Source organism: Streptomyces sp. WAC07094, from assembly GCF_036320405.1.
GTDB lineage: Bacteria > Actinomycetota > Actinomycetes > Streptomycetales > Streptomycetaceae > Streptomyces > Streptomyces lannensis.
The window spans coordinates 266,311-286,035 of sequence record NZ_JAVMJZ010000001.1 but is presented as its reverse complement, the minus strand read 5'-3'; the positions used below and the strand labels follow the sequence as shown (position 1 = coordinate 286,035).

Here is a 19,725-nt window from a genome sequence, read left to right as displayed (position 1 = left end):
GGTCGGTCCGTTCGTCATCCTCTTCGACCGGCTGTCTCCGGGTGAGTGGAGGACGAGTGCAGTACATGCTGTTGATCTACGATTGTGAGCGGCCCGGGCCCGACGATCCGGGTTTCGCCGAGGCACTGGCAAGGGTGAACGCGTTCGCCGACGAGTGCCGTCGGCGGGGCGCCTTCGTCTCGGGGCATCCCCTGCAGGGCGAGCACACCGCCACCACCGTCAGCGTGCGGGACGGACGGGCACTGATCACAGACGGTCCGTACGCCGAAACCCATGAGCACCTCGGCGGCATCTACGTCCTCGACTGCCGCAACCTGGACGAGGCCCTGGAGCTGGCCGCGATGTGCCCGATGGCCGAGCAGGGCGGGATCGAGGTGCGGCCGATCGTCGGTGTGCCGGGCCCGGACCACCTTCTTGCGGACCCGGCGGCCACCCGCGAATGAACGCCGCGGCGATCCTGCAGCCGGTCTACCGGGAGCACCGGGTGAGGATGCTCGCCGCTCTGATCCGTGTTCTCGGCGACTTCGAACTCGCCGAGGACGCGCTGCAGGACGCATGCGCGCTCGCGCTCGGCACATGGGGTGAATCGCCACCCGACGACCCAGTGGCGTGGTTGCTGACCGCGGCCCGCAACAGGGCGATCGACCGGCTTCGCCGAGCCAGGCTCGGTCGAGCGAAGCTCGCCGAACTCGGCGCAGCGCAGGAGGCGGTGACGACGATGACGAACTTCGAGGAAGAAAGTCTGCTCGGCCTGGGTGACGAGCGGCTCAGTCTGATCTTCACCTGCTGTCACCCCGCGCTGGCCGAGGACGTACGGGTCGCCCTGACCCTGCAGGCCGTCGCCGGACTGACCGCCGGGCAGATCGCCCGTACGTTCCTGGTCGGCGAATCGACTCTGGCGCAACGCCTGGTACGCGCGAAACGGAAGATCCGCGATGCCGGTATCAGCCTGGAAGTGCCCGGCGACCCGCTGTTGTCCGAGCGGCTGTCCGGAGTCCTCGCGGTGATCTATCTGATCTTCACCCAGGGCTACACCGCCGGTCCCGAACGGCCCGAACATCGCACGTTGTCCCAGGAGGCGATCAGGCTCGGCAAGCTCGTCGCCACCCTCATGCCCGATGAGCCCGAAGCGCTCGGCCTGGTCGCCTTGTTGCTGCTGCACGACTCGCGCAGCGCAGCCCGCTACAGCCCCTCCGGTGATGTGGTGCTGCTGGCCGACCAGGACCGGTCCCGCTGGGATCACACGGAGATCGTCGAAGCCGTCGGGCTGCTGGACCGTGCGCTGCGCCTGGGCAGACCCGGCCCGTACCAGTTGCAAGCCGGGATCGCCGCGCTGCACGCCCAGGCCGTCTCCGCCGATCGGACGGACTGGCCGGGCATCGCCGCCCTCTACACCCGGCTGCTCGCGCTGAACCCTTCACCTGTGGTGGCGCTCAACCACGCCGTCGCGGTGGCCATGGCCGGCAGTCCGGACAAGGGGCTGGCGTTGATCGACCGGATCGACGGGCTCGACCGCTACCACCTGCTGCACGCCGCCCGCGCGGATCTGCTGCGCCGCCTGGGCCGCACCCTTGACGCGGCAGCCGCGTACCGGCGTGCACATGAACTGGCCACCAAGCCGGCCGACCGGCGATTCCTTGCCGGCCGGCTGCACGACCTCGACATCGCGGAGTCCTGATGAGACTGTCCATCCTCGACCATGGCCACCGCCGCCGCGTGAAGCTGTTCCTGGCACTCACCTCCGCGACGTCGCGTGTGGACAGCCCGGACATCGTGAAGATGCTGCTGTACCGGCCCGGCCTCCTCACCCGTCCGCTGCTGGAGCTCACCGCCGATGCGATGCGCGGACCGTCGTACTGGACCGCGGGCGAACGCGAATACCTGGCCATGTGCACCGCCCGGCTCCACCAGTGCCCGTTCTGCATCGACACGCACGCCGAGCTCACCCGCATCGCCGGGCACGGCGAGATCGACCCGGACGATCCCGAGTCGGCCCGGCCACAACTGCGCGCCGTCCGGCGGTTCCTCGAACTGACCAGCCTGACCCCGGACCGCAGCAACGCCGCCGAAGCCACCGCGGGCCTCGCCGACGTGCCCGAGCACGCGTTGCAAGAAGCGTTGCGCGTCAACCTGGTGTGGAACATCGTCAACCGTCTGGCGAACGCCTTCGGCTTCACCCTCCGTGAGGGCCAGTTGCACAGCGGTACCCGTGCGCTGCACCGCTTCGGCTACCGCTTCCCGTCATTCCTGCTCTCCGACGGCCCTGCGGCCGGCCACGGCGACGCCGTGGCCGACCTGCGCCGGTCGGTGCTGGAGGCGCCTGCCACCACCGATCCGGCGCTGCGCGCCGCCGCAATGGCCGGTGAGCCCCTTCCCGAACCCTGGCAGTCATACGCCACGACCGTCCGTGCGGCCTCGTACCGGATCACCGAAGCGGACATGGACCGGCTCACCGCCGACGGGTGCTCGGAAGACCAGATCTTCGAGGTCACCGTCGCGGCCGCCGTCGGCGCGGCACTGCACAGCTTCGACACCGGCCGGAACGCACTGGCGCGCATGACCGCGGGTTGAAGCGGGGATCGTGCGCGGCCTGCGGAGCTACGACGTTGGCTGTCGAGGCGGGCAGCACCCTGACGACGCCGGTGGGGACGTCAGTGGCCGGTGAAGACGGCGTTGCGGCGCTCGACGAAGGACCTGACGCCTTCGGCTCCGTCAGCGGTGCTGCTGAGCCGGGCGAGGTCGGGGCGCAGCTGGGCGATGGCCGCGGCGTCCCCCGACTCGCGGGCGAGGTGCGCGGAGGCGAGCGTGGTGCGTACGGCCAGCGGCGCGGACCGTTCGCTGATGACCCGCGCGATCTCCTTGGCCCGCTCGACTGCGGAGGCGCCGTCGGTGAGCACTTCCTGGACGAGGCCGATGCGCCGGGCCTCGGCGGCGTCGAACTCCTCGCCGGTCAGGATCCAGCGCATCGCGTTGCCCCATCCCGTTTCCCGGGGGAAGCGGAAGGTGGCTCCACCGAAGGGGTAGATCCCACGGCGGACCTCGAGTTGGCTGAAGCGGGCATCCTGGGCGGCCACGCGGATGTCGGCGGCCAGCAGCAGTTCGATGCCCGCGGTCATCACCCAGCCCTGCGCCGCCGCGACGAGTGGCGTGGACCATGTTCCGTCCCGCCGCCACGGATCCCGGCCGCCTTCCGGGACGGTGAAGTCGCCCGAGGCGAGATCGGTACCGACATCGACCATGTCCAGCCCTGCCGTGAAGTGGTCGCCGTGCGCGAACAGCACCCCGCACCACAGGTTCTCGTCGGACTCCAGCAGCCCGTAGGCCAACGACAGCTCACTGATCATCTGCCCGGTGAAGGCGTTGCGCTTGGCCGGCCGATTCAGGCCCATCAGCAGCACATGTCCGTCCCGTTCGACGGTGATCGTGGCCGCGTTCGCAGACGTGGAGCTCATATCTCCTCCAGTTGAATATCGAGACTCTTCGGACGCCGCCGGGGGTCGCATCGCGGGCGGGCGGTGAGGCGCCGCGCCCGGCCGTGGCGAGCCGAACTGCCTCCCTCCCGTAGTCCACGCTGAACTCGCGGAGGCGCCGGGTCATCTCGGCGAAGTCCCGCGCATTGCGGAGTACGGACGTGAGGTTCTGGCCCGTGACCTGGCCACCGACGCCCGGTATCTGGTCATCGACATCCGCGACGCGGTCACCACGCCCGTGACGCGGTCACCGAGGCGCCCATCCCGGGCAGCACGGTGGACGCAAGTCCCGTGATCACTCCGGCCTGCTCAGTCGCGATCCATTCCTCGGGCCAAGGTGTGCTCGCGGCACCGTTGAGGTGGTCGCGGTTGCTGTGGGCCGTCACGTATCGCCCGCGCGCCGCCCGGCGACACGGCCGCTGCCGGAATTCCTGGCCCCAGACCTCGAAGTCGAAGGTCATCGAGGTGGTGCCGATGCGTACCAGTTCCACCGCGACAGGTTCTCGTCGGTGCGGTCAAGGGTGGGGATGTGCGCTCCAGGGGTCGTGCGGTCGTACGGGCCACATGTTCAGGTCGGACCCTGGAATCAAGCGTGTTCGCTTCCGGCGCGCAACGGAATCACCAAGTCGCCCCTGTCGGTGTGACCGCCCCGGTCACACCGACAAAGGGCGACTCCCTACCGCCGCGAACCGGCGGCCGAGCGGTCCTGGTGGCCGGCGGTCGAGCGCGGCGCTCAGTGGACACCGGCCCGAGGCCGACGAGGACACCCGCGCCACCGGCGCGCCGCCCCGCTCAACGGTCGCGCCACGCCGGAACCAGGGCGACGAGCATCACCCCAGCGGTGAGGGCGAAGGCGGCCGGGTAGCCGGTGTGTGCCGCCGCCGCGCCGAAGCCGACCGCGCCCAGGCCCATCCCACCGTCGTAGGCGACGTTCCACAGCGCGCTGACCGTCCCGTACCCGGACTCCGGCACCCTTGCGTACATCAGCGTCAGCGTCGCGTTCTGCGCCACGCCGAAACCGGCCCCGAACAACGCGACCCCGGCCAGCACCGCCATCGGACTGCTCGTCACCGACGTCACCAGTAGACCGGCGGACGACGCGAGCAGCCCGGGCAGGACGAGGCGGGCCGGGTCGTGGCGGTCGCCGTACCGTCCGGCGAACCAGCGGGCCACGGTGGCCATCGCGGGCTGGGCGAAGAGCGCGACCGCCACCAGCCCGGACAGTGAGGCGGGGACGGCCACCGGCAGGAACGTCACGATGATTCCGGCGCCGATCGCGGTCGTCGCGAACACCGCGGTGGGCCGGGCTAGAGCCCCGTTGCGCAAGCCCGCGACGACCCCGGCGTCCCGGCCCGTGGACCGCTCCCGCCCTGGCAGCCCCGGCACCACCACGACGGCGGCCAGGGCGGCCACCCCGCCCGCCACGCACACCGGCGTGAACCCCACGTGCGAGACCAGCCACACACCCAGCGGCAGGCCCACCAGAGAAGGCACACCCGACACGATCCCGGCCAGTGCCAGTCCCTCGCCGCGTCGCTCGGCCGGGATCAGGGAAGCCGTCAAAGCACCGCCGGCGACGACGGTGAGGGCGAAGCCCAACCCGCGCAGCAGGCACATCGCTACGATCCACGCCATGCCGTCTGCGGCGGTCAACACCAGTGCGGGCGCGCCGAGCAGACCCAGCCCCGCGGCCAGTGCCACCCGGTAGCCGTACCGTGCGACCAGGCGCGGGGTGGCCAACTCACCGCCTACTGTGGCCAGCATCAACGCTCCCGTGGCCAGACCGGGACTGCCGCCGCTGCGCTGTGCGTAGAGCGGCACCACCGACAACAGCAGGAAGAAGCTTGCGGAGGCGCCGATCACCGTCAGGAAGCGCAGCAGCAACTGCCGTGTCACCAGCGGAGGAAGGGCGGGCGCCGGGGAGCCGTCCGGGAGACGTGCGGTGTCGGCGGACGAGTAACTGGGTGGCTTGGTCATGCGGTTGACGCTAGGGGTCGCCCGGCCCCCCGATAAGGTCCATTTCCATGCCGCTGGAGTGGTCCGGTCTCTCGCCCGAACTGCTGCTCACCCTGGACCGGGAGAGCACAGAAGGCCTGCGTACGCAGATGGAACGCCAGATCAGAGACGCCATCAGGGCCGGCCGCCTCGAGGTCGGGGAGCGGCTGCCGTCCTCCCGCGAACTGGCCCGCCGCATCGGGGTCTCCCGCGGCCTCGTCCAGGACTGCTACGCCCAACTGCAGGCCGAGGGCTACCTTTCCACCCGGGTGGGTGCCGCCACCACCGTCGCCGCTCGTGCCTGCCCGCCGCCCGCGCCGGCTCCCGCACCGCCGCCCGCTCCACGCCTCATCGCCGACTTCAGGTCCGGTGTCCCCGACCTCGCGTCCTTCCCGCTGGCCGACTGGCTGTGGGCGATGCGTGAGGCGGGCCGGGCCCTGCCGACCGCCGCGCTCGACTACGGCGAGCCGCACGGGTCGCCCGTACTGCGGGAGGTGGTCGCCGGGTACCAGCGGCGGGTGCGGGCCGCCGCGGCCGACCCTGAACGGACCGTCGTCTGCTCCGGCTACGCCCAGGGCCTGGCCCTGGCTCTGCGCGCGTTGGCAGCCCAGGGCGTGCGCACCCTCGCCTACGAGGACCCGGGCGCACCGGTCGCGACGTCCGTGGCCGCCGCGCACGCCCGGATGACCGCCGTACCGGTGCCCGTCGACGAGGACGGCGTCGACGTCCGGGCACTGGAGCGAACCGGCGCGCGGGCGGTCCTGGTCACGCCCGCGCACCAGTGGCCGACCGGAGTCGTCATGGCCGCCGAGCGACGGCGAGCGCTGATCGCCTGGGCGCAGCGCAGGGACGCCTTCGTCATCGAGGACGACTACGACGCGGAGTTCCGCTACGACCGTGAGCCGGTGGGTTCGCTGCAGGGGCTCGCCGCCGACCGTGTCGTGGCCATCGGCACCGTGAGCAAGTCCCTCGCGCCCGCGCTTCGACTGGGCTGGTTGCTGTGCCCACCGGCGCTGGTCGAATCGGTCGTGGCGTTCAAGGTGGCGGACGACCGCGGATCGCCCACCCTGGACCAGGTCGCGCTGGCCCGACTGATCGCGTCCGGGCGCTACGACCGTCATCTGCGGCGGATGCGGACGGTGTACGCATCCCGGCGCGCCACGCTGGTCGAGGCGCTGGCGGCGCACGCCCCCGGCGTACGGCTCACCGGCCTCGCCGCCGGCTTCCATGCGGTGGCCCACCTCGGTTCGGGCTGCGATGAGGAGCAGGTCGTTGCGGCGGCCCGCGCCCGTCGGGTCGGTCTGTACGGGATGTCGGCCAACCGTTCGGTGCCGGCGGGTATCGGCGGCGCGAGGCTTGTGCTGGGCTTCGGCAATGTGACTGAGCGCGCGGTCGCGGACGGTGTCGCCGTGGTGGGCGACCTGCTGACCGGCTGAACACGCGCCGGATGCCCGGCGACCGGGCCCATGGCCTGGCGCCCCGTGAACCGGCACGCCCGAGCCGGACGGAGCGCGAGCGACCGTCCCCGCCCGGGGCCGTATGCGCACCCCGCCCGAGAGGCTCGCCGACCGTCCGCAGCCCGAATCAGCCCGAATCAGCCCGAATCAGCCCGGACGTCGGCGCATGTCCAGGCAGCAGCGCAGTCGCACTCCCGACCGCCCGGGGCCTCGGGTCGTTCGCTCGATCCCGGTGGTCACCCACATCGCCGCCAGGGCCGCATGAAACGCAAAGGCAGTCGCGTCGTCCGCGGCCACCACGTCGACCACGACCAGACCCGGCTCCGACACATGAACCTCGTTGATCACATCCACGAACACCATCACGATCCGCGGCAGACGACAGGTTCTTCCCGCGGCGAGCAACCACTCGACTGGCGGAGCGAAGAACTCTCCGATGCGGACACTTGCGGTTCTGCGGTCGCCCGACCGGCGCCGAAAAGGGGCCCTGTGGGCAGTCGGCTCGTAGGTGTCGATCACGCGGTACGCCTGACGCGCGCGACCATCTCACCGCCAGGGCTTGGTGCCACGCGTCCTGACGGTCACGCAACTCGCGGGACCCCGACCGCAGTGGTCGAATGCGCGGCGACAGCCCTGGACCGTGCTTCGGCGACTCGCCCGAAACCGCCGGAGGGCGATGGGGTGGGCTGTTCGTTCCGGAGGAGGAGCGGTGCGCAGCTTTGAGGCTGGAGAGACGGTCGTACGACGCGATGTGCACCGCAGCGGCCGCGTATGAGCGAGCAGGCGCTCCGGGTCGTCGCCGACGGCGCCGAGGCGCTGGTGACCGCCTGCGCGCCGGGCGGGGAGCTCCGCCGGCCGTGGCGGTATGTCGAGGCCTGTGCCGACGGTGACCGGTTCCCGCGCTGTGTGGCCTTCGAGGCGATGGCCATGGGGGAGTTGGAGCTTGTGGCCGGGGTGTGGCTGGACACCGAACTGCTGCTGTGGAAGCCGCCGATCATGGCGTTGTTGGGCCGGATTGGCCCGCGCCCCGCCTGCCGCGGCGCTGACCGCGTTGATTGCCGGCTTCGCGGACCTCGAGATCGGGCCCGCTCCCGGTCGGGCACGCCGAGGACGCCTGCCTCCGAGATACTTGCATGCGACAGTAAAATCCATAAGCGGTATCCCGCGTTTGCATGTAGCAAGCGCCTGCAACTAGTGTTGTCGCCTGTAAGTGCTCCCTTGATCATCTGCACCTCTACGTACGACCCGGCTGCGCGTCGTCCCTTGCGACGGCGTCCCACCCACCACTCACCAACGGAGTGTGACCATGAGAACGACCGCGATCGGCACCTCCTGACCGTCCTGGGTTCCGGAGGCGACCTGCGCCGTTCCCTCCGTCGCGCGGGCGGTCCTCGACTCGGGGGAGACCGGCACTCGTCACCGCCTGAGGTCCCTCGTCCCGGGCCGTCCCTCTTCGGTTCGGCGCACACCCGGACGGCGCCGACGGGATCGGCGTACGTACGCCCGAAGACGACGGCACCTTGCCGGCGAGGTCGTCAGGACGCTTCGCGACTCCGTCGCCCACCCAGCCTGACCAGTACTTCATACGAGAAAGCTCCACCCACATGACTTCTGTCCCCACTGTCACCCTCAACAACGGCGAGAAGATCCCGCAGCTTGGCTTCGGTGTCTTCCAGGTCCCCGACGAGGAGACCACCGCGGCCGTGGCCTCCGCTCTGGAGGCCGGCTACCGCTCCATCGACACTGCCGCGATCTACGGCAACGAGTCGGGCGTGGGCAAGGCACTCTCCGTGGCAGGCGTCCCCCGCGAGGACTTGTTCATCACCACCAAGCTGTGGAACGCGGACCAGGGCTACGACGCCACGCTCAAGGCGTTCGACGCAAGCCTCGCCAAGTTGGGCCTCGAGTACATCGACCTCTACCTCATCCACTGGCCGACTCCGGCCCGTGACCTGTACCGGGACTCCTGGCGGGCGGTCGAAAAGATGGTGGCCGACGGCAGGGTCCGCACCCCCGGCGTGTCCAACTTCCAGCCCGCCCACCTGCGGCGGCTGGTCGACGGCGCCTCGCTCCTGCCGGCCGTGAATCAGATCGAGCTGCATCCCGGCCTGCAGCAGACCGAGTTGCGAGCGGTGCATGCCGAACTGGGCATCGTCACCGAGGCCTGGAGCCCTCTGGCTCAGGGCGCCGTCCTCGGCGACGACGCGATCACCACCGTCGCGCGGCGGCACGACAAGTCCCCTGCCCAGGTGGTCCTGCGCTGGCACCTGCAGCTCGGCAATGTCGTGATCCCCAAGTCGGTGACTCCCGCTCGCATCCGGGAGAACCTCGACGTCTTCGACTTCACCCTGTCCGACGACGAGATGGCCGCGATCGCCACGCTCGACCGCGGCCTGCGCACCGGCCCGGACCCCGACACCTTCAACTGAGCCACTTTCTGGTCCGTCGGACTGTGGTCCCGAGGGCCGGGGTCGTTTGAACTGGTTTAGCCGGGTGAATGTCTGCTCGACGGCCGACGGGGTCGCGAACCGAAATCCGAGCGGCGCCTTTCCGGACGACATTCGGTGTGAAGGCGCGGCTCCCAGGAAATCGCGCACAGCATCCGTCTGACTGCCGAAAGGGGGCCCGCCCGGCCGAGTACACGCTGTCGGAGGGTGACTGTGCGCTGGGGCGTCAGATCACCCTCCGTACTACAGGCCGGCCGGTCGGGTCGGCCTTGTGGGCGAGGTCCCCGACACGCCGGCGCCCCGAATACGGTCGCGTGGGGATTGCGGCCTCTGTTGGCCTGAGGCGAGGGCCTTCTACGGCAGGGGCGTTCCGCCGGTGGCATTGAGGATCTCGGCGGTGATGAAGGACGCCTCATCGGAGGCAAGGAAGACATAGGCCGGGGCCATCTCCGCCGGTTGTGCCGGACGACCGATCGGGGCCTGCTTGCCGAACTCCACCGTGTCCGGAAGCGTCGCCGGGATCAGAGGCGTCCACACAGGTCCCGGCGCCACAGCGTTCACGCGGATGCCGCGATCGATCAGCATCTGGGCCAGCCCCTGAGTGAAGGTGACGATCGCGCCCTTTGTCATGGCGTAGTCCAGCAGATGTGGGCTGGGTTTATACGCCTGTACGGAGGTGGAGTTGATGATGCTGCCGCCTTCGGGTATGTGTGGCACGGCGAATTTCGACAGCCAGAACATGCCATAGAGATTGGTGCGCAGCACGCGGTCGAACTGTTCCGTGGAAATCGCCTCGATGCCCTCCGGTTGGGACATCTGATACGCCGCATTGTTCACCAGGATGTCGATGCGGCTGAACTCACGTGCGGCCTGGTCGATGAGAGCCCGGCAGTTCGCTTCCTCCCGGACGTCGCACTGGATCGGCAGTGCACGCTGACCGGCCCTCGAAACCAGGTCGGCGGTCTGCTGCGCCTCGCCCTTCTCTTCCTCCAAGTGGGTGAACATGACGTCGGCTCCTTCTCGGGCGAAGGCCAGGCACACCGCACGTCCGATGCCGGAATCACCTCCGGTGACCACGGCCTTGCGCCCGTCGAGTCGCCCGTTGCCCCGGTAGGACTCCTCGCCGTGGTCCGGAGGCGGGTCCATCGGTCCGGTCCAGCCTGGATGCGGCTGGTCCTGGGACGGGAAATCGGGGCGAGGGTGCTGCTGGGCTGGGTGCTGAGGCATGGTCACGGTTGCCTTTCTCATCGTTGCCGGCTCGTGCGGGGGCCGAAAGTGGCTTGAGATCCGGAGCGAAGCCGGAAGCGTTGGGCGGCCCAGGCTCCTGGCAGGTAGTCGGCTCTCTGCTCGGGCCACCCCGCTCGCACCCAGGTCCCGATCGAGTTCGCCGACGGTCGCAGTGGACTGCTCGGATGCTGATCACCGACTGCGCTGCCCGGGGGCTGGTGACGAGCACCGGTGACGTCAGCGGATGTCCGGGTTCCGGCTCCACGAAGTACCCGCTGCAGTGCCGGCTACACGCCTGGGGCTCTGAAAGGTGTCGAGTGAGCGGTTTTTGGACGGCGACGTGCAGCCAGGCCAGAGATCGCTCCCTGCCCGGGCTTTTCGAACGTCCGTCCGCGCCTATCCCGGTGACGCTCGGCCGGTGGGCGAGGGTGATGCGCCTTCGCCGTCCCGCCGGCATTGGTCCCGATGGGGGAGTCGGGTGCGGACCCGGCGTGGTGACGGGCGTCTGCGCAATTGCTCCAGTCCAGGGTGTTGGGACGGCCGACGAGCAGGCGTGGGCGGTGCTCGGAGCCGATCACGTCACCTCGGCCCGTGGGAAGGTGTTTCGGATGAGTGACATGGCCCGTGTGCGTGAGCGGGTACTGGGAGACTTGATTGCGGCCAGTCATCTGATGACCTTGGACCAGGTTCCCACAGCGGTGGCAAGGCGGGCGGCGCGGGCGGGATGGGCCGACGTACTGATCTACCTCGCCGATCTGCAGCAGGAGCGGCTGCATCTGCTTGCCGGTGAGCAGGTTGGCGACGCGCCTACAGACCTGGCTGTGGAGGGGACGGTGGCGGGTCGGGCCTTCCAGTTGGGGGAGGTCTTCCCGGCGTCTGCCTCTTCGACCGGGCAATGGTGGATTCCGTTGTTGGACGGGACGGAGCGCCTGGGTGTGCTTCGAGTCCACCTGCCCGCTGGACAGGAGCCGGACGAGGACCTGGGCCAGCTGGCAGGGCTCATTGCCTTGCTGCTGGTCAGCAAGCGCGGCACGAGCGACTCCTACGCTCGGCTGGTTCGTCGCAGGCGCATGAAGGCGGTTGCCGAAATGGAATGGCGCCTGATGCCTCCAAGGACCTTCGCCACCGACCGGATCTTGCTCAGCGCGGTGATGGAACCGGCTTACGAGGTGAGCGGAGACGCCTTCGATTACGCGCTTTCCGGCGACCTACTCCATGTGGCTCTCTTCGATGCGATGGGCCACGACACGGCCGCCGGCCTCACAGCGAACCTGGCGGTGGCGACCTGCCGCAGCCATCGGCGCCGCGACGCGGATCTTCTCAGGATCGCGGAGGCCATCGAGGAAGCGCTGACAGAGCAGTTCCACGGGAGCCGCTACGCCACCGGCATCCTGGCGTATCTGGACACAGCGACCGGTGTGTGCACCTGGATCAGCTGCGGTCACTACCCGCCGGTCGTCGTTCGCGGTCGCCGCACGATCGTTCACCTGTCGTGCCAGCCCTCACCTCCGTTGGGTACGGGGCTTGGCCTGTCCGCGACCGTCTGCCGGGAGCAACTGGAACCGGGCGACCGCCTGTTGTTCTACACCGACGGCGTCACCGAAGCTCGCAACGCGTGCCGCCGAGAATTCGGTCTTGAGGGCCTGACTGATTTCCTCATCCGCCACAACACCGACGATCTCCCCGTTCCCGAGACCCTGCGCCGGTTGATTCGCCACCATCTCGACCACCATCGGGGGAAGTTGAACGACGATGCCACAATTCTCTTGCTGGAGTGGCACGGCCCCGTGTCCTACCGGCCCGAAGACCTTGTGACTCTTGTCGGTCTTCCGCCTTCCACATCCTCCGGCGAGTCCCCGGTACTGCCCTGACCGATCAGCAAGAAGAACCTGCGCGGCGTGCAGCCGGGAGCCGAGCGGAGACCGAACTTCCTCCGGCTCCGGTCAGCCTGATGTCTTCAATGGCAGCGCGGACAAGGCTCGGGCGACGCCGAACAGATTGTCGGCCATGGTGCGGCCGGTGCTGTGCGCCCAGGCGTGTCCTCGCTGCTCCTCCAGGTAGTCGGGCCCTGGCCCCGGGCCGAGGTGCCAGTATGTCCAGGCTTGACCCGGGACGGTATAACCGATGTCCGCAAGAGCGCCGGAGATCTCGCTTATGACGTGGCGGGCTCCGTCCTCGTTTCCGGTGACAACCACGCCGGCCACGCGGTTGTAGGCAACCGGCCGTTCGGCATCGTCCGTCTCGGACATCATCGCGTCCATCCGCTCGAGCACTCGTTGCGCAACCGAAGACGGCCTTCCCAACCACGTGGGGGTGGCGATGATCAGAATCTCCGATTCCAGGAGCCGGTCGTGGATCGTGGGCCACGCGTCGCCACTCCCGGCGTCAGTGACCACACCGGGGGCTATGTTGAGGTCGACGGCGCGCACGAACCCGTGCTCCACGTCATGCTCCGACAGCCGCCTGGCCACCACCTCGGCCAATGCCTGAGTATTGGAGGGCTCAGGGGACCTCTTGAGTGTGCAGTTGATGACGAGTGCTTTCACCATGGCTCCGAACGTGAGTTGCGGGGATTGACCCCGGGAGTGCCGGGCAGCGCGAGGGATGGTCTTGACGGTTGACACGCCGGCTTTCAAGGTCTGGCGTGACGTGAAGCGTTCCTGCGGGGCCAGAAGCTGAACCGTCAGACTCCTCCGGCTGGGCAACCGGGACCCAGCGGGCGTCACACAGAGCCGGTGTCCTCGGGCCGGATACGGCCGCGCCAGGCACCGCTTGCGCCATCTTGGTGCTCGATGTACTCCTTGAATCGGCCCAGGTCTCCCTTGACCTGCCGGTTGATGATGCCCAGCATGTGCGCGCCCTTCTCGGCCAGGCCGGTGGGTTCGATGTCCATCGTGACTTCGACCCGAGTGTGTGCGTCGTCCAAGCGCTGGAACCGGACGGAACCTCGCTGCCGGGTGTCGCCGTCGACAACCCGCCAGGTGATCCTGTCGTTGGGCAGTTGGTCGACGATCTCGGTGTCGAACTCGCGTTGCACGCCACCGATCTTGGTGACCCAGTGGTTGTGCCGGTCGTCGAGCTGGCTGACTTCCTCGACGCCCTCCATGAAGTTCGGAAATTCCTCGATCTGGGTCCACTGGTTGTAGGCGGTGTGAAGGGGAACCTCGACGTCGACCGTTTCCCTGACCGTGCTCATACGTTCCTCCTTGTCAGCGGCAGCCCGCACCGGGACTGCCCTTCGCTTGAACGTGGGACGACACTGGAGTCCCGTCCGTCCCAAGACTTCCGGTCGTGGCCGGAACGGGATCGTGCCTCATTTCCTGTGCGCGGACGGACGGCCCTGCGCGGTCTTCTTGTTGGCCCGCGGGCTGGGTGTGATGGGATCCCCCGTGCCACCCCGCGAGGGTGTGCGCGTGTCGGTGTCGCCTTCCCGGCTTTGTTCCTCAAACTCCTTGAGCACCTCATCGGTGGCGCTCGGAGCGTGCTTGTTGGCCGGGTGCGGACCAGGCGTCTTTCGCATGGCGGGCGGGTACCACTCGTCGCCGGGATGACACCCGGGACTACGCAGAGGTCGGTAATCCGGAAGCAAGGCACCGGTCGAGGCCCCCAGTGCCTGCCCAGGGAGGCACGAAGGCGACAAGAGGAGGGGGCTGTTCATGGGCGCGGTCGGTGGAGCCGTCAGGCTGGGTGCAAAGGAGGAATACGTCCTTCTCGACACACCCACTGGATCGCCCGCGCCGACAGCGACGCGAGTGAAGGACGCGCGACCCGGGTCCAGGCCGGCGGGCGTCGACAGGGAGTTGCTGTAGGCGCAGGGTCCGGCGCGTCAGGCCTCCTTGACTACCCGAATGGTGTGCAGGCGTGAGTCGGCTGCGTCCGGCAAGAACATGCCGGCCGCGACCCCGGAGGTGAGGTAGTCCAGGACGGGTGCCTCTTCATGGTTCATGGTGTGAGCGGTTCCCGAAACCGTGGTCGGCATGTCATGCGGGAGCCGGACGAGTGGTGTCGCTGCTTCGGGGAACTCGCCGCCGTGCACGAACTCCGAAACAAGATGGGTGTCTCGGATGCCCGATCCACAGCAGCCTGTGCAGCGACGCAGCCGGAAGGCGGCGCCGCACCCCAGTCCAGCGCAGCACTCAGGGCGCGGCAGCCCAAAAAGGGTGGGGGAGAGGGCGGCGGGGTGCCCGCCGGACCAGCAGTCCGAGCACCCATGAGTGTCCCCCGCGGTAATCGCAGTCACCTCAGAGGCAGGAAGGAGAGACGCCATGCCGGCCGGATCGAGCTCCAAGCGCGAGCGGCAGTACGAGCACATCAAGGAGAGCGTCCAGGACGGTGGAGAGTCGTCGAAGCGGGCGAAGGAAATCGCTGCGCGAACGGTGAACAAGGAACGAGCGAGGGCGGGCGAGTCGAAGACCACCAGCAGGGTTTCTACACGTGACCCCAAGTCTGCTTCCCAGCGTGGCGGACAGCGGTCTCATAGCGGCGCGGAAGGCCCTACCAGGGACCAGTTGTACGAGGAGGCGAAGAAGCGCAACGTTCACGGCCGGTCCTCGATGACCAAGCAGCAGCTGGAGAAGGCGCTCGGCCGCTGAACCCTCTACGTCTGGGGGCGTATCAAGCCACAGTGCCCGCAGACGCCGACGCCATGGACGACCACATCGAGCAGGACGGCGTGACCTTCGCGCCGCCCTGCGTGTGTCGGGAGGCGAGAGCGGAACGCTGTCGCGGGTTGCCGCCGGCCCGGCACCAGCGCCCGCCCTCGCCGCGGTCGCCGCGACCGATCTTTCGTGGGAAGTCGAAGTCCTCTGCAGCGTCAATCCAGCCATCGGCTGCGGTGCGCGCGATTCCGGCGGCAGAGCTGTCGGGCCCTTCTGTGGACAGTCTCGTTCGGTGGGTACCCGGCGGCCGAAGGCGGTGAGGGGCACCGCCCGGACCAGGAGGAAACGATCATGACTCAGCATGTGCGCGACATCATGACCACCGCACCGGTGACGGTGGAGCCGCAGACTTCAGTGGCCAATGTGGCCCGGTTGATGCGAGATCAGAACATCGGCGCAGTCCTGGTCACGGAGAAGGATCACCTGCGCGGCCTGGTCAGCGATCGGGACCTGGTGGTGCGGGCCCTGGCCCAGGGCGCGGACCCGGAACAGACGACGGTGGCCAATGCATGCAGTGATGACCTGGTCACCATCGGTCCGGACGACGATCTCGACAGGGCCGTCGAGGTGATGCGTGAGTACTCGATCCGCCGCATCCCCGTCGTCGAGGGTGACCACCCGGTCGGGATCGTGTCGCTCGGGGATATGGCGATCGAACGCGATCCGCGATCGGTACTCGGCGACATCAGCGCGGCGCGCCCCAACGAGTAGTGGGATGGGCCGGTGCCGCCGGGTCAGGCGGGGGCATTGCCGCCGCGGTACGCCTCTGTGTGCAGCAGTTCCACGAGCTGAAGGCGGTGCAGGGCAGCGACGCCTTCGAGCAGGTCGGGATGGCGAAGCAAGGGGGCTGCCTCGGTGTCCCGGGAACTCGGGTTGATCAGGCGTTCCATGCCGCCGACCTCGGCGTGCTGCTCGATCGCGGTGAGGGCCAGGGCAGGGTCGGCCAGGAGACATGCCGCCCAGCTGACAACGGTTTCGTCGACCCAGCTCTGCCAGGCGAAGTCCTCCGGGCGCCTGTCGCCTCCCGTGAGCCAGTCCAGTCGATCAGCCCCGCTGGGACCGAGAAAGTGAAGCAGCTGCACGTCCATGTCGGTGGGATAGCGCAGGGCGGCGGCGAGCGAGACGGCCTGCCGGGCTTGAACCTCGGCCAGCGCCTGGCTGAGCGCGCCGTTGGCTGCCGGATAGGCGGACAGGAGCCAACGGACGGAGGCGGCTATCACGGATGTCAGATCGGTGGGCACGGCGATCGATCCCTCTGGAGCGTGCTCGCCCTACCCGGCCGAACGGTCCCGCGAGCTGATGCGCGGGGCCGCGCTGCCCCGCTCCTGCCGTCTCAGTGTAGGCGGATGTCCCCAACCGGCTCCATGACCCGCGTCACGGCTTGTCAGGCTGGATACCGGGGCCCTGCGGGTACGTGCTGTCCGGGCCCCGGTACCCATCCGATCTCCGTGGGACGGGCAGGTCAGGACTTCCCGCGTCCGGTGACGAAGTCACGAGCCCGGTCCACCAGGCCGGCGCCCGGTGCGAGAAGCTTGTTCGCAGGCGGAGTGTCCGGGGCGGCAGGATGCGGACGTGTCGGGGCCATGGCTTTGGCCCGCCGCACCTTTTCCCCGAGATCGCCGAGCATCTGCGAGGAGCAGGCCTGGCGCAGCATCGGGAAGAGATTGTTCTCCTCGTCCTCGACGTGTTCTGCTACCTCTTCCATGAGCTGCTGCAGCAGCGGGCTCATCTCAGGGCTGTCGGCCTTCGTCTTCTCCAACTGTTTGAGAAGCTTCTCGATACGGCTGTGGTCCCGGATCTCCTTGTCCGCAATCCCGTCGCCGCCCTCCACGTGTTCGCGTACCGCCGGATACAGATATTGCTCCTCGGCGACCGCGTGCCGCACCAACTCGATGGTGACCTCGTCCACGAGATCACGCAGCTTCTGACCTTGGTCGGTCGTGGACTGGATTCTGCCGAAGATCTCCTCGACCTCCCGATGGTCGGCCGTCAGTTCCTCGATGACGTTCCCGCCATGGCCCATCGTCCATCACCTCTCGTTCCGTTCAATGAGACCGGTGCGTGTGCCCGGCCTGTACCTGCCCCCCGGCAAGCCAAGGGTTCGGCTCGCTCGCCTCGCCCGAGGGGCTGCCGCTCGCGGTCACACAGACCGCCTCGGCAGCACGTCAGCCACCGACTGTGAAGCGCTCCCATACGCGGTGTGCGCCCAACAGACCTGCCAGTTGCTCCAGGACGGTCGCGCCGCTGTCACCGACGACCACGCCTGGTGCATCGGCGGGTACGCCGGCAGCGTCGAGCGCCCCCTCTCCGCCCGACCAGGCGCCGATGGCCTTGCCGTGCCGGAAGGCCTCGGACAGCAGCAGAGCCACCCGCGGGTCCGACGCCGGCTGTGAGGTGGCGGCGGGCTTGCCCTTTGCGTCGCGTGCACCGTAGGCGTCGCTGCCCGTGCCGGGGTTTCCGGCCACCAGGACAGCGTCGAACTCGACCGAGCGTGCGGTGGCATAGGTTCGCTGCGCAGTCAGCGCATCGTCGCCGTCACCGATCATGCCGCCGGTCGGCGCAACGACCAGGGGGACCATGCCTGCTTCGAGTACTGCTTCCCGCACGGCCCGGACGCCGTCCAGGTCGCCTTCCGGGCCGGTGACGATGCCGATGACGCGTCCGTCGGTGGGCCAGGTCCGGCCCACCTGGGAGAGTGCTGGGCTGGGTTCGACGTCGGCCGGCGGCGCGGTGGGGTCCGGAGCGGGAAGGCCGAGGCCTGCGGCGACCTGCTCGCACAGCTCGGCGTCGATCCGTGCCAGGACCAGCAGAGCTCGTTCCTTGATTGCCTGTTCGTAGCATTTGCCGAGCTCGAAGGTGTAGGCGCCGATGATGTGCTCGCGCTCCACCGGGCTCATACTGAGCCAGAACCGGCGGGGCTGGCTGAAGTGATCCGAGAACGATTCGGGCGCCTCGCGGACCTTCGTGGCTTCGGGGATGCGGAGGGGTACCTCGACGTAGGCACCTGTGTCGGTGCCTGCCTGGAAGGGGCAGCCCCCGTCGAGGGAGTTGGGCCGGTAGGGGGCCACACCCCTGTGGACCGCTGTCTGGTGCATACCGTCGCGCAGCATGTCGTTGACCGGGGCGTGCGGGCGGTTGATGGGGATCTGCGCGAAGTTGGGGCCGCCCAAGCGGGTGATCTGGGTGTCGAGATAGGAGAAGAGCCGTCCGGCCAGCAGGGGATCGTCGGTGATGTCGATGCCGGGCACGAGGTGTCCGACGTGGAAGGCGACCTGCTCGGTTTCGGCGAAGAAGTTCGACGGGTTGCGGTTGAGGGTCAGCAGCCCGACCGGCTGCACGGGGGCGAGCTCCTCCGGGACGATGTTCGTCGGGTCGAGCAGATCAATGCCCTCGAAGGTCTGTTCGGGGGTGTCGGGGAAGGTCTGGATGGCCAGCTCCCACTGCGGATAGGCCCCTGCCTCGATGGCGTCGGCCAGATCACGGCGGTGGAAGTCGGGGTCGATGCCGTTGATGAGCTGCGCCTCCTCCCACACGAGGGAGTGGACGCCCAGCTTGGGTTTCCAGTGGAACTTCACCAGTGTCGTGGCGCCGTCTGCGTTGACGAGGCGGAAGGTGTGGACGCCGAAGCCCTCCATCATGCGGAAGGAGCGGGGGATACCGCGGTCGGACATGTTCCACATAGTGTGGTGCGTGGCCTCGGTGTGCAGGGTGACGAAGTCCCAGAAGGTGTCGTGTGCGCTCTGGGCTTGAGGAATCTCCCGATCGGGGTGCGGCTTTCCGGCGTGAATGACGTCGGGGAACTTGATCGCGTCCTGGATGAAGAACACCGGGATGTTGTTGCCGACCAGATCGAAGGTGCCCTCACTGGTATAGAACTTCGTCGCGAAGCCTCGGGTGTCGCGGACGGTGTCGGCCGACCCCCGTGAGCCGAGCACCGTGGAAAAGCGAACGAATACCGGCGTTTCTGTGTCCGGCCCCAGAAATGCGGCCTTGGTGACGGAGGCGGCCGTGCCGTAACTCTGGAAGACACCGTGCGCAGCCGCACCACGGGCGTGTACCACGCGCTCAGGAATGCGCTCGTGATCGAAGTGCATCACCTTCTCGCGCAAATGGTGGTCCTGCAGCAGCACCGGACCGCGCGGGCCGGCCTTGAGCGAGTGATCGGTGTCGTACAGCCGTGCACCCTGCGCGGTGGTCAAGTAGGCGCCGGACTGTGCCATCCGGGCCTGATCGGCACCCGTGGGCTGCCCTGTCGGGGAGACAGTGTCAGGTCCGGTCTGGTCAGCCTTCGGCGGCATCGGCTCCTGGGGCTCCGTCGGCTCGGAAACGGTTGGTGACTTGGACCCAGGCTTGCCAGGAATCCCGTCTTGCGGACCTGCGCCGTTGCTCTGCAATGTGTTGGCGATCTTATCTGCCGCTCGCTTGAGGGGGCTGGTCTCGCCCATCGGGTTCGTCCTAACTTTCGCACGGG

The 19,725-nt window shown here is 68.6% G+C and carries 18 protein-coding genes; 8 read left to right on the top strand and 10 right to left on the bottom strand.

The window, feature by feature from the left end; all coding sequences use genetic code 11:
* The first annotated feature begins 65 nt into the window (after positions 1 to 65).
* From RCR19_RS01360 to RCR19_RS01350, 3 genes are read left to right on the top strand one after another with little or no spacing between them, the layout of a single operon-like run.
* On the top strand, positions 66 to 443 hold the full coding sequence (locus RCR19_RS01360; RefSeq protein ID WP_331263325.1) for a YciI family protein: 378 nt from the start codon (positions 66 to 68) through the stop codon (positions 441 to 443).
* Positions 440 to 1,678, top strand: coding sequence for a DUF6596 domain-containing protein (locus RCR19_RS01355; protein WP_331263324.1), 1,239 nt, complete (start codon positions 440 to 442; stop codon positions 1,676 to 1,678). Before RCR19_RS01360 ends, RCR19_RS01355 begins: the two co-directional genes overlap by 4 nt.
* A complete protein-coding gene (locus RCR19_RS01350) occupies positions 1,678 to 2,571 on the top strand; it encodes a hypothetical protein (RefSeq protein WP_331263323.1) in 894 nt (297 codons plus the stop codon). The genes RCR19_RS01355 and RCR19_RS01350 overlap by 1 nt, the downstream gene beginning before the upstream one ends.
* 80 nt (positions 2,572 to 2,651) lie before the next feature.
* Here RCR19_RS01350 and RCR19_RS01345 read toward each other — a convergent pair whose 3' ends face one another.
* From RCR19_RS01345 to RCR19_RS01335, 3 genes are all read right to left on the bottom strand, one after another.
* Positions 2,652 to 3,452, bottom strand: coding sequence for a crotonase/enoyl-CoA hydratase family protein (locus tag RCR19_RS01345; RefSeq protein ID WP_331263322.1), 801 nt, complete (start codon positions 3,450 to 3,452; stop codon positions 2,652 to 2,654).
* 245 nt (positions 3,453 to 3,697) lie between these two features.
* Positions 3,698 to 3,961: a hypothetical protein gene (locus tag RCR19_RS01340; RefSeq protein ID WP_331263321.1), complete on the bottom strand. Its 264-nt coding sequence runs from the start codon at positions 3,959 to 3,961 to the stop codon at positions 3,698 to 3,700.
* Between the two features lie 301 nt (positions 3,962 to 4,262).
* Complete coding sequence (locus RCR19_RS01335; protein ID WP_331263320.1) at positions 4,263 to 5,447, bottom strand: MFS transporter; 1,185 nt, start codon at positions 5,445 to 5,447, stop codon at positions 4,263 to 4,265.
* Positions 5,448 to 5,494: 47 nt separating this feature from the next.
* Here RCR19_RS01335 and RCR19_RS01330 point away from each other — a divergent pair, with 47 nt between their 5' ends.
* Positions 5,495 to 6,901 carry a PLP-dependent aminotransferase family protein gene (locus tag RCR19_RS01330; RefSeq protein ID WP_331263319.1) on the top strand — a complete coding sequence of 469 codons (1,407 nt, stop codon included), beginning with the start codon at positions 5,495 to 5,497 and terminating at the stop codon, positions 6,899 to 6,901.
* A gap of 168 nt (positions 6,902 to 7,069) precedes the next feature.
* On the opposite strand, the gene RCR19_RS01325 is transcribed toward RCR19_RS01330, so the two are convergent.
* Positions 7,070 to 7,285, bottom strand: a complete 216-nt coding sequence (locus tag RCR19_RS01325) for a DUF6207 family protein (protein WP_331263318.1) — start codon at positions 7,283 to 7,285, stop codon at positions 7,070 to 7,072.
* Positions 7,286 to 8,526: 1,241 nt separating this feature from the next.
* Here RCR19_RS01325 and RCR19_RS01320 point away from each other — a divergent pair.
* Complete coding sequence (locus tag RCR19_RS01320) at positions 8,527 to 9,351, top strand: aldo/keto reductase (protein ID WP_331263317.1); 825 nt, start codon at positions 8,527 to 8,529, stop codon at positions 9,349 to 9,351.
* Positions 9,352 to 9,723: 372 nt separating this feature from the next.
* Here RCR19_RS01320 and RCR19_RS01315 read toward each other — a convergent pair whose 3' ends face one another.
* Positions 9,724 to 10,602, bottom strand: coding sequence for an SDR family oxidoreductase (locus RCR19_RS01315; RefSeq protein ID WP_331263316.1), 879 nt, complete (start codon positions 10,600 to 10,602; stop codon positions 9,724 to 9,726).
* A 602-nt stretch (positions 10,603 to 11,204) separates the two neighbouring features.
* On the opposite strand from RCR19_RS01315, the gene RCR19_RS01310 reads away from it, so the two are divergent.
* Entirely contained in the window at positions 11,205 to 12,467 is a 1,263-nt protein-coding gene (locus RCR19_RS01310) for a PP2C family protein-serine/threonine phosphatase (protein WP_331263315.1), read from the top strand.
* A 72-nt stretch (positions 12,468 to 12,539) separates the two neighbouring features.
* Here RCR19_RS01310 and RCR19_RS01305 read toward each other — a convergent pair whose 3' ends face one another.
* Positions 12,540 to 13,142: a flavodoxin family protein gene (locus RCR19_RS01305; RefSeq protein WP_331269310.1), complete on the bottom strand. Its 603-nt coding sequence runs from the start codon at positions 13,140 to 13,142 to the stop codon at positions 12,540 to 12,542.
* A 176-nt stretch (positions 13,143 to 13,318) separates the two neighbouring features.
* On the bottom strand, positions 13,319 to 13,792 hold the full coding sequence (locus RCR19_RS01300) for an SRPBCC family protein (RefSeq protein ID WP_331263314.1): 474 nt from the start codon (positions 13,790 to 13,792) through the stop codon (positions 13,319 to 13,321).
* Between the two features lie 1,069 nt (positions 13,793 to 14,861).
* Here RCR19_RS01300 and RCR19_RS01295 point away from each other — a divergent pair.
* Together RCR19_RS01295 and RCR19_RS01290 are read left to right on the top strand one after the other, a co-directional pair.
* The gene (locus RCR19_RS01295) at positions 14,862 to 15,188 is read left to right on the top strand and encodes a plasmid stabilization protein (protein WP_331263313.1); all 327 of its coding nucleotides are present in this window, start codon (positions 14,862 to 14,864) and stop codon (positions 15,186 to 15,188) included.
* Between the two features lie 357 nt (positions 15,189 to 15,545).
* Positions 15,546 to 15,965, top strand: a complete 420-nt coding sequence (locus tag RCR19_RS01290; protein ID WP_331263312.1) for a CBS domain-containing protein — start codon at positions 15,546 to 15,548, stop codon at positions 15,963 to 15,965.
* 23 nt (positions 15,966 to 15,988) lie between these two features.
* Here the strand turns inward: RCR19_RS01290 and RCR19_RS01285 are convergent, their stop codons facing one another.
* The 3 genes from RCR19_RS01285 to RCR19_RS01275 all read right to left on the bottom strand — a co-directional run bounded on the left by RCR19_RS01285 (position 15,989) and on the right by RCR19_RS01275 (position 19,699).
* Positions 15,989 to 16,495 (bottom strand): hypothetical protein, encoded by a 507-nt coding sequence (locus RCR19_RS01285; RefSeq protein ID WP_331263311.1) that lies wholly within the window; start codon positions 16,493 to 16,495, stop codon positions 15,989 to 15,991.
* A gap of 221 nt (positions 16,496 to 16,716) precedes the next feature.
* Positions 16,717 to 17,277: a hemerythrin domain-containing protein gene (locus RCR19_RS01280; RefSeq protein WP_331263310.1), complete on the bottom strand. Its 561-nt coding sequence runs from the start codon at positions 17,275 to 17,277 to the stop codon at positions 16,717 to 16,719.
* 142 nt (positions 17,278 to 17,419) lie between these two features.
* The gene (locus RCR19_RS01275; RefSeq protein WP_331263309.1) at positions 17,420 to 19,699 is read right to left on the bottom strand and encodes a catalase; all 2,280 of its coding nucleotides are present in this window, start codon (positions 19,697 to 19,699) and stop codon (positions 17,420 to 17,422) included.
* Between the last annotated feature and the right edge of the window lie 26 nt (positions 19,700 to 19,725).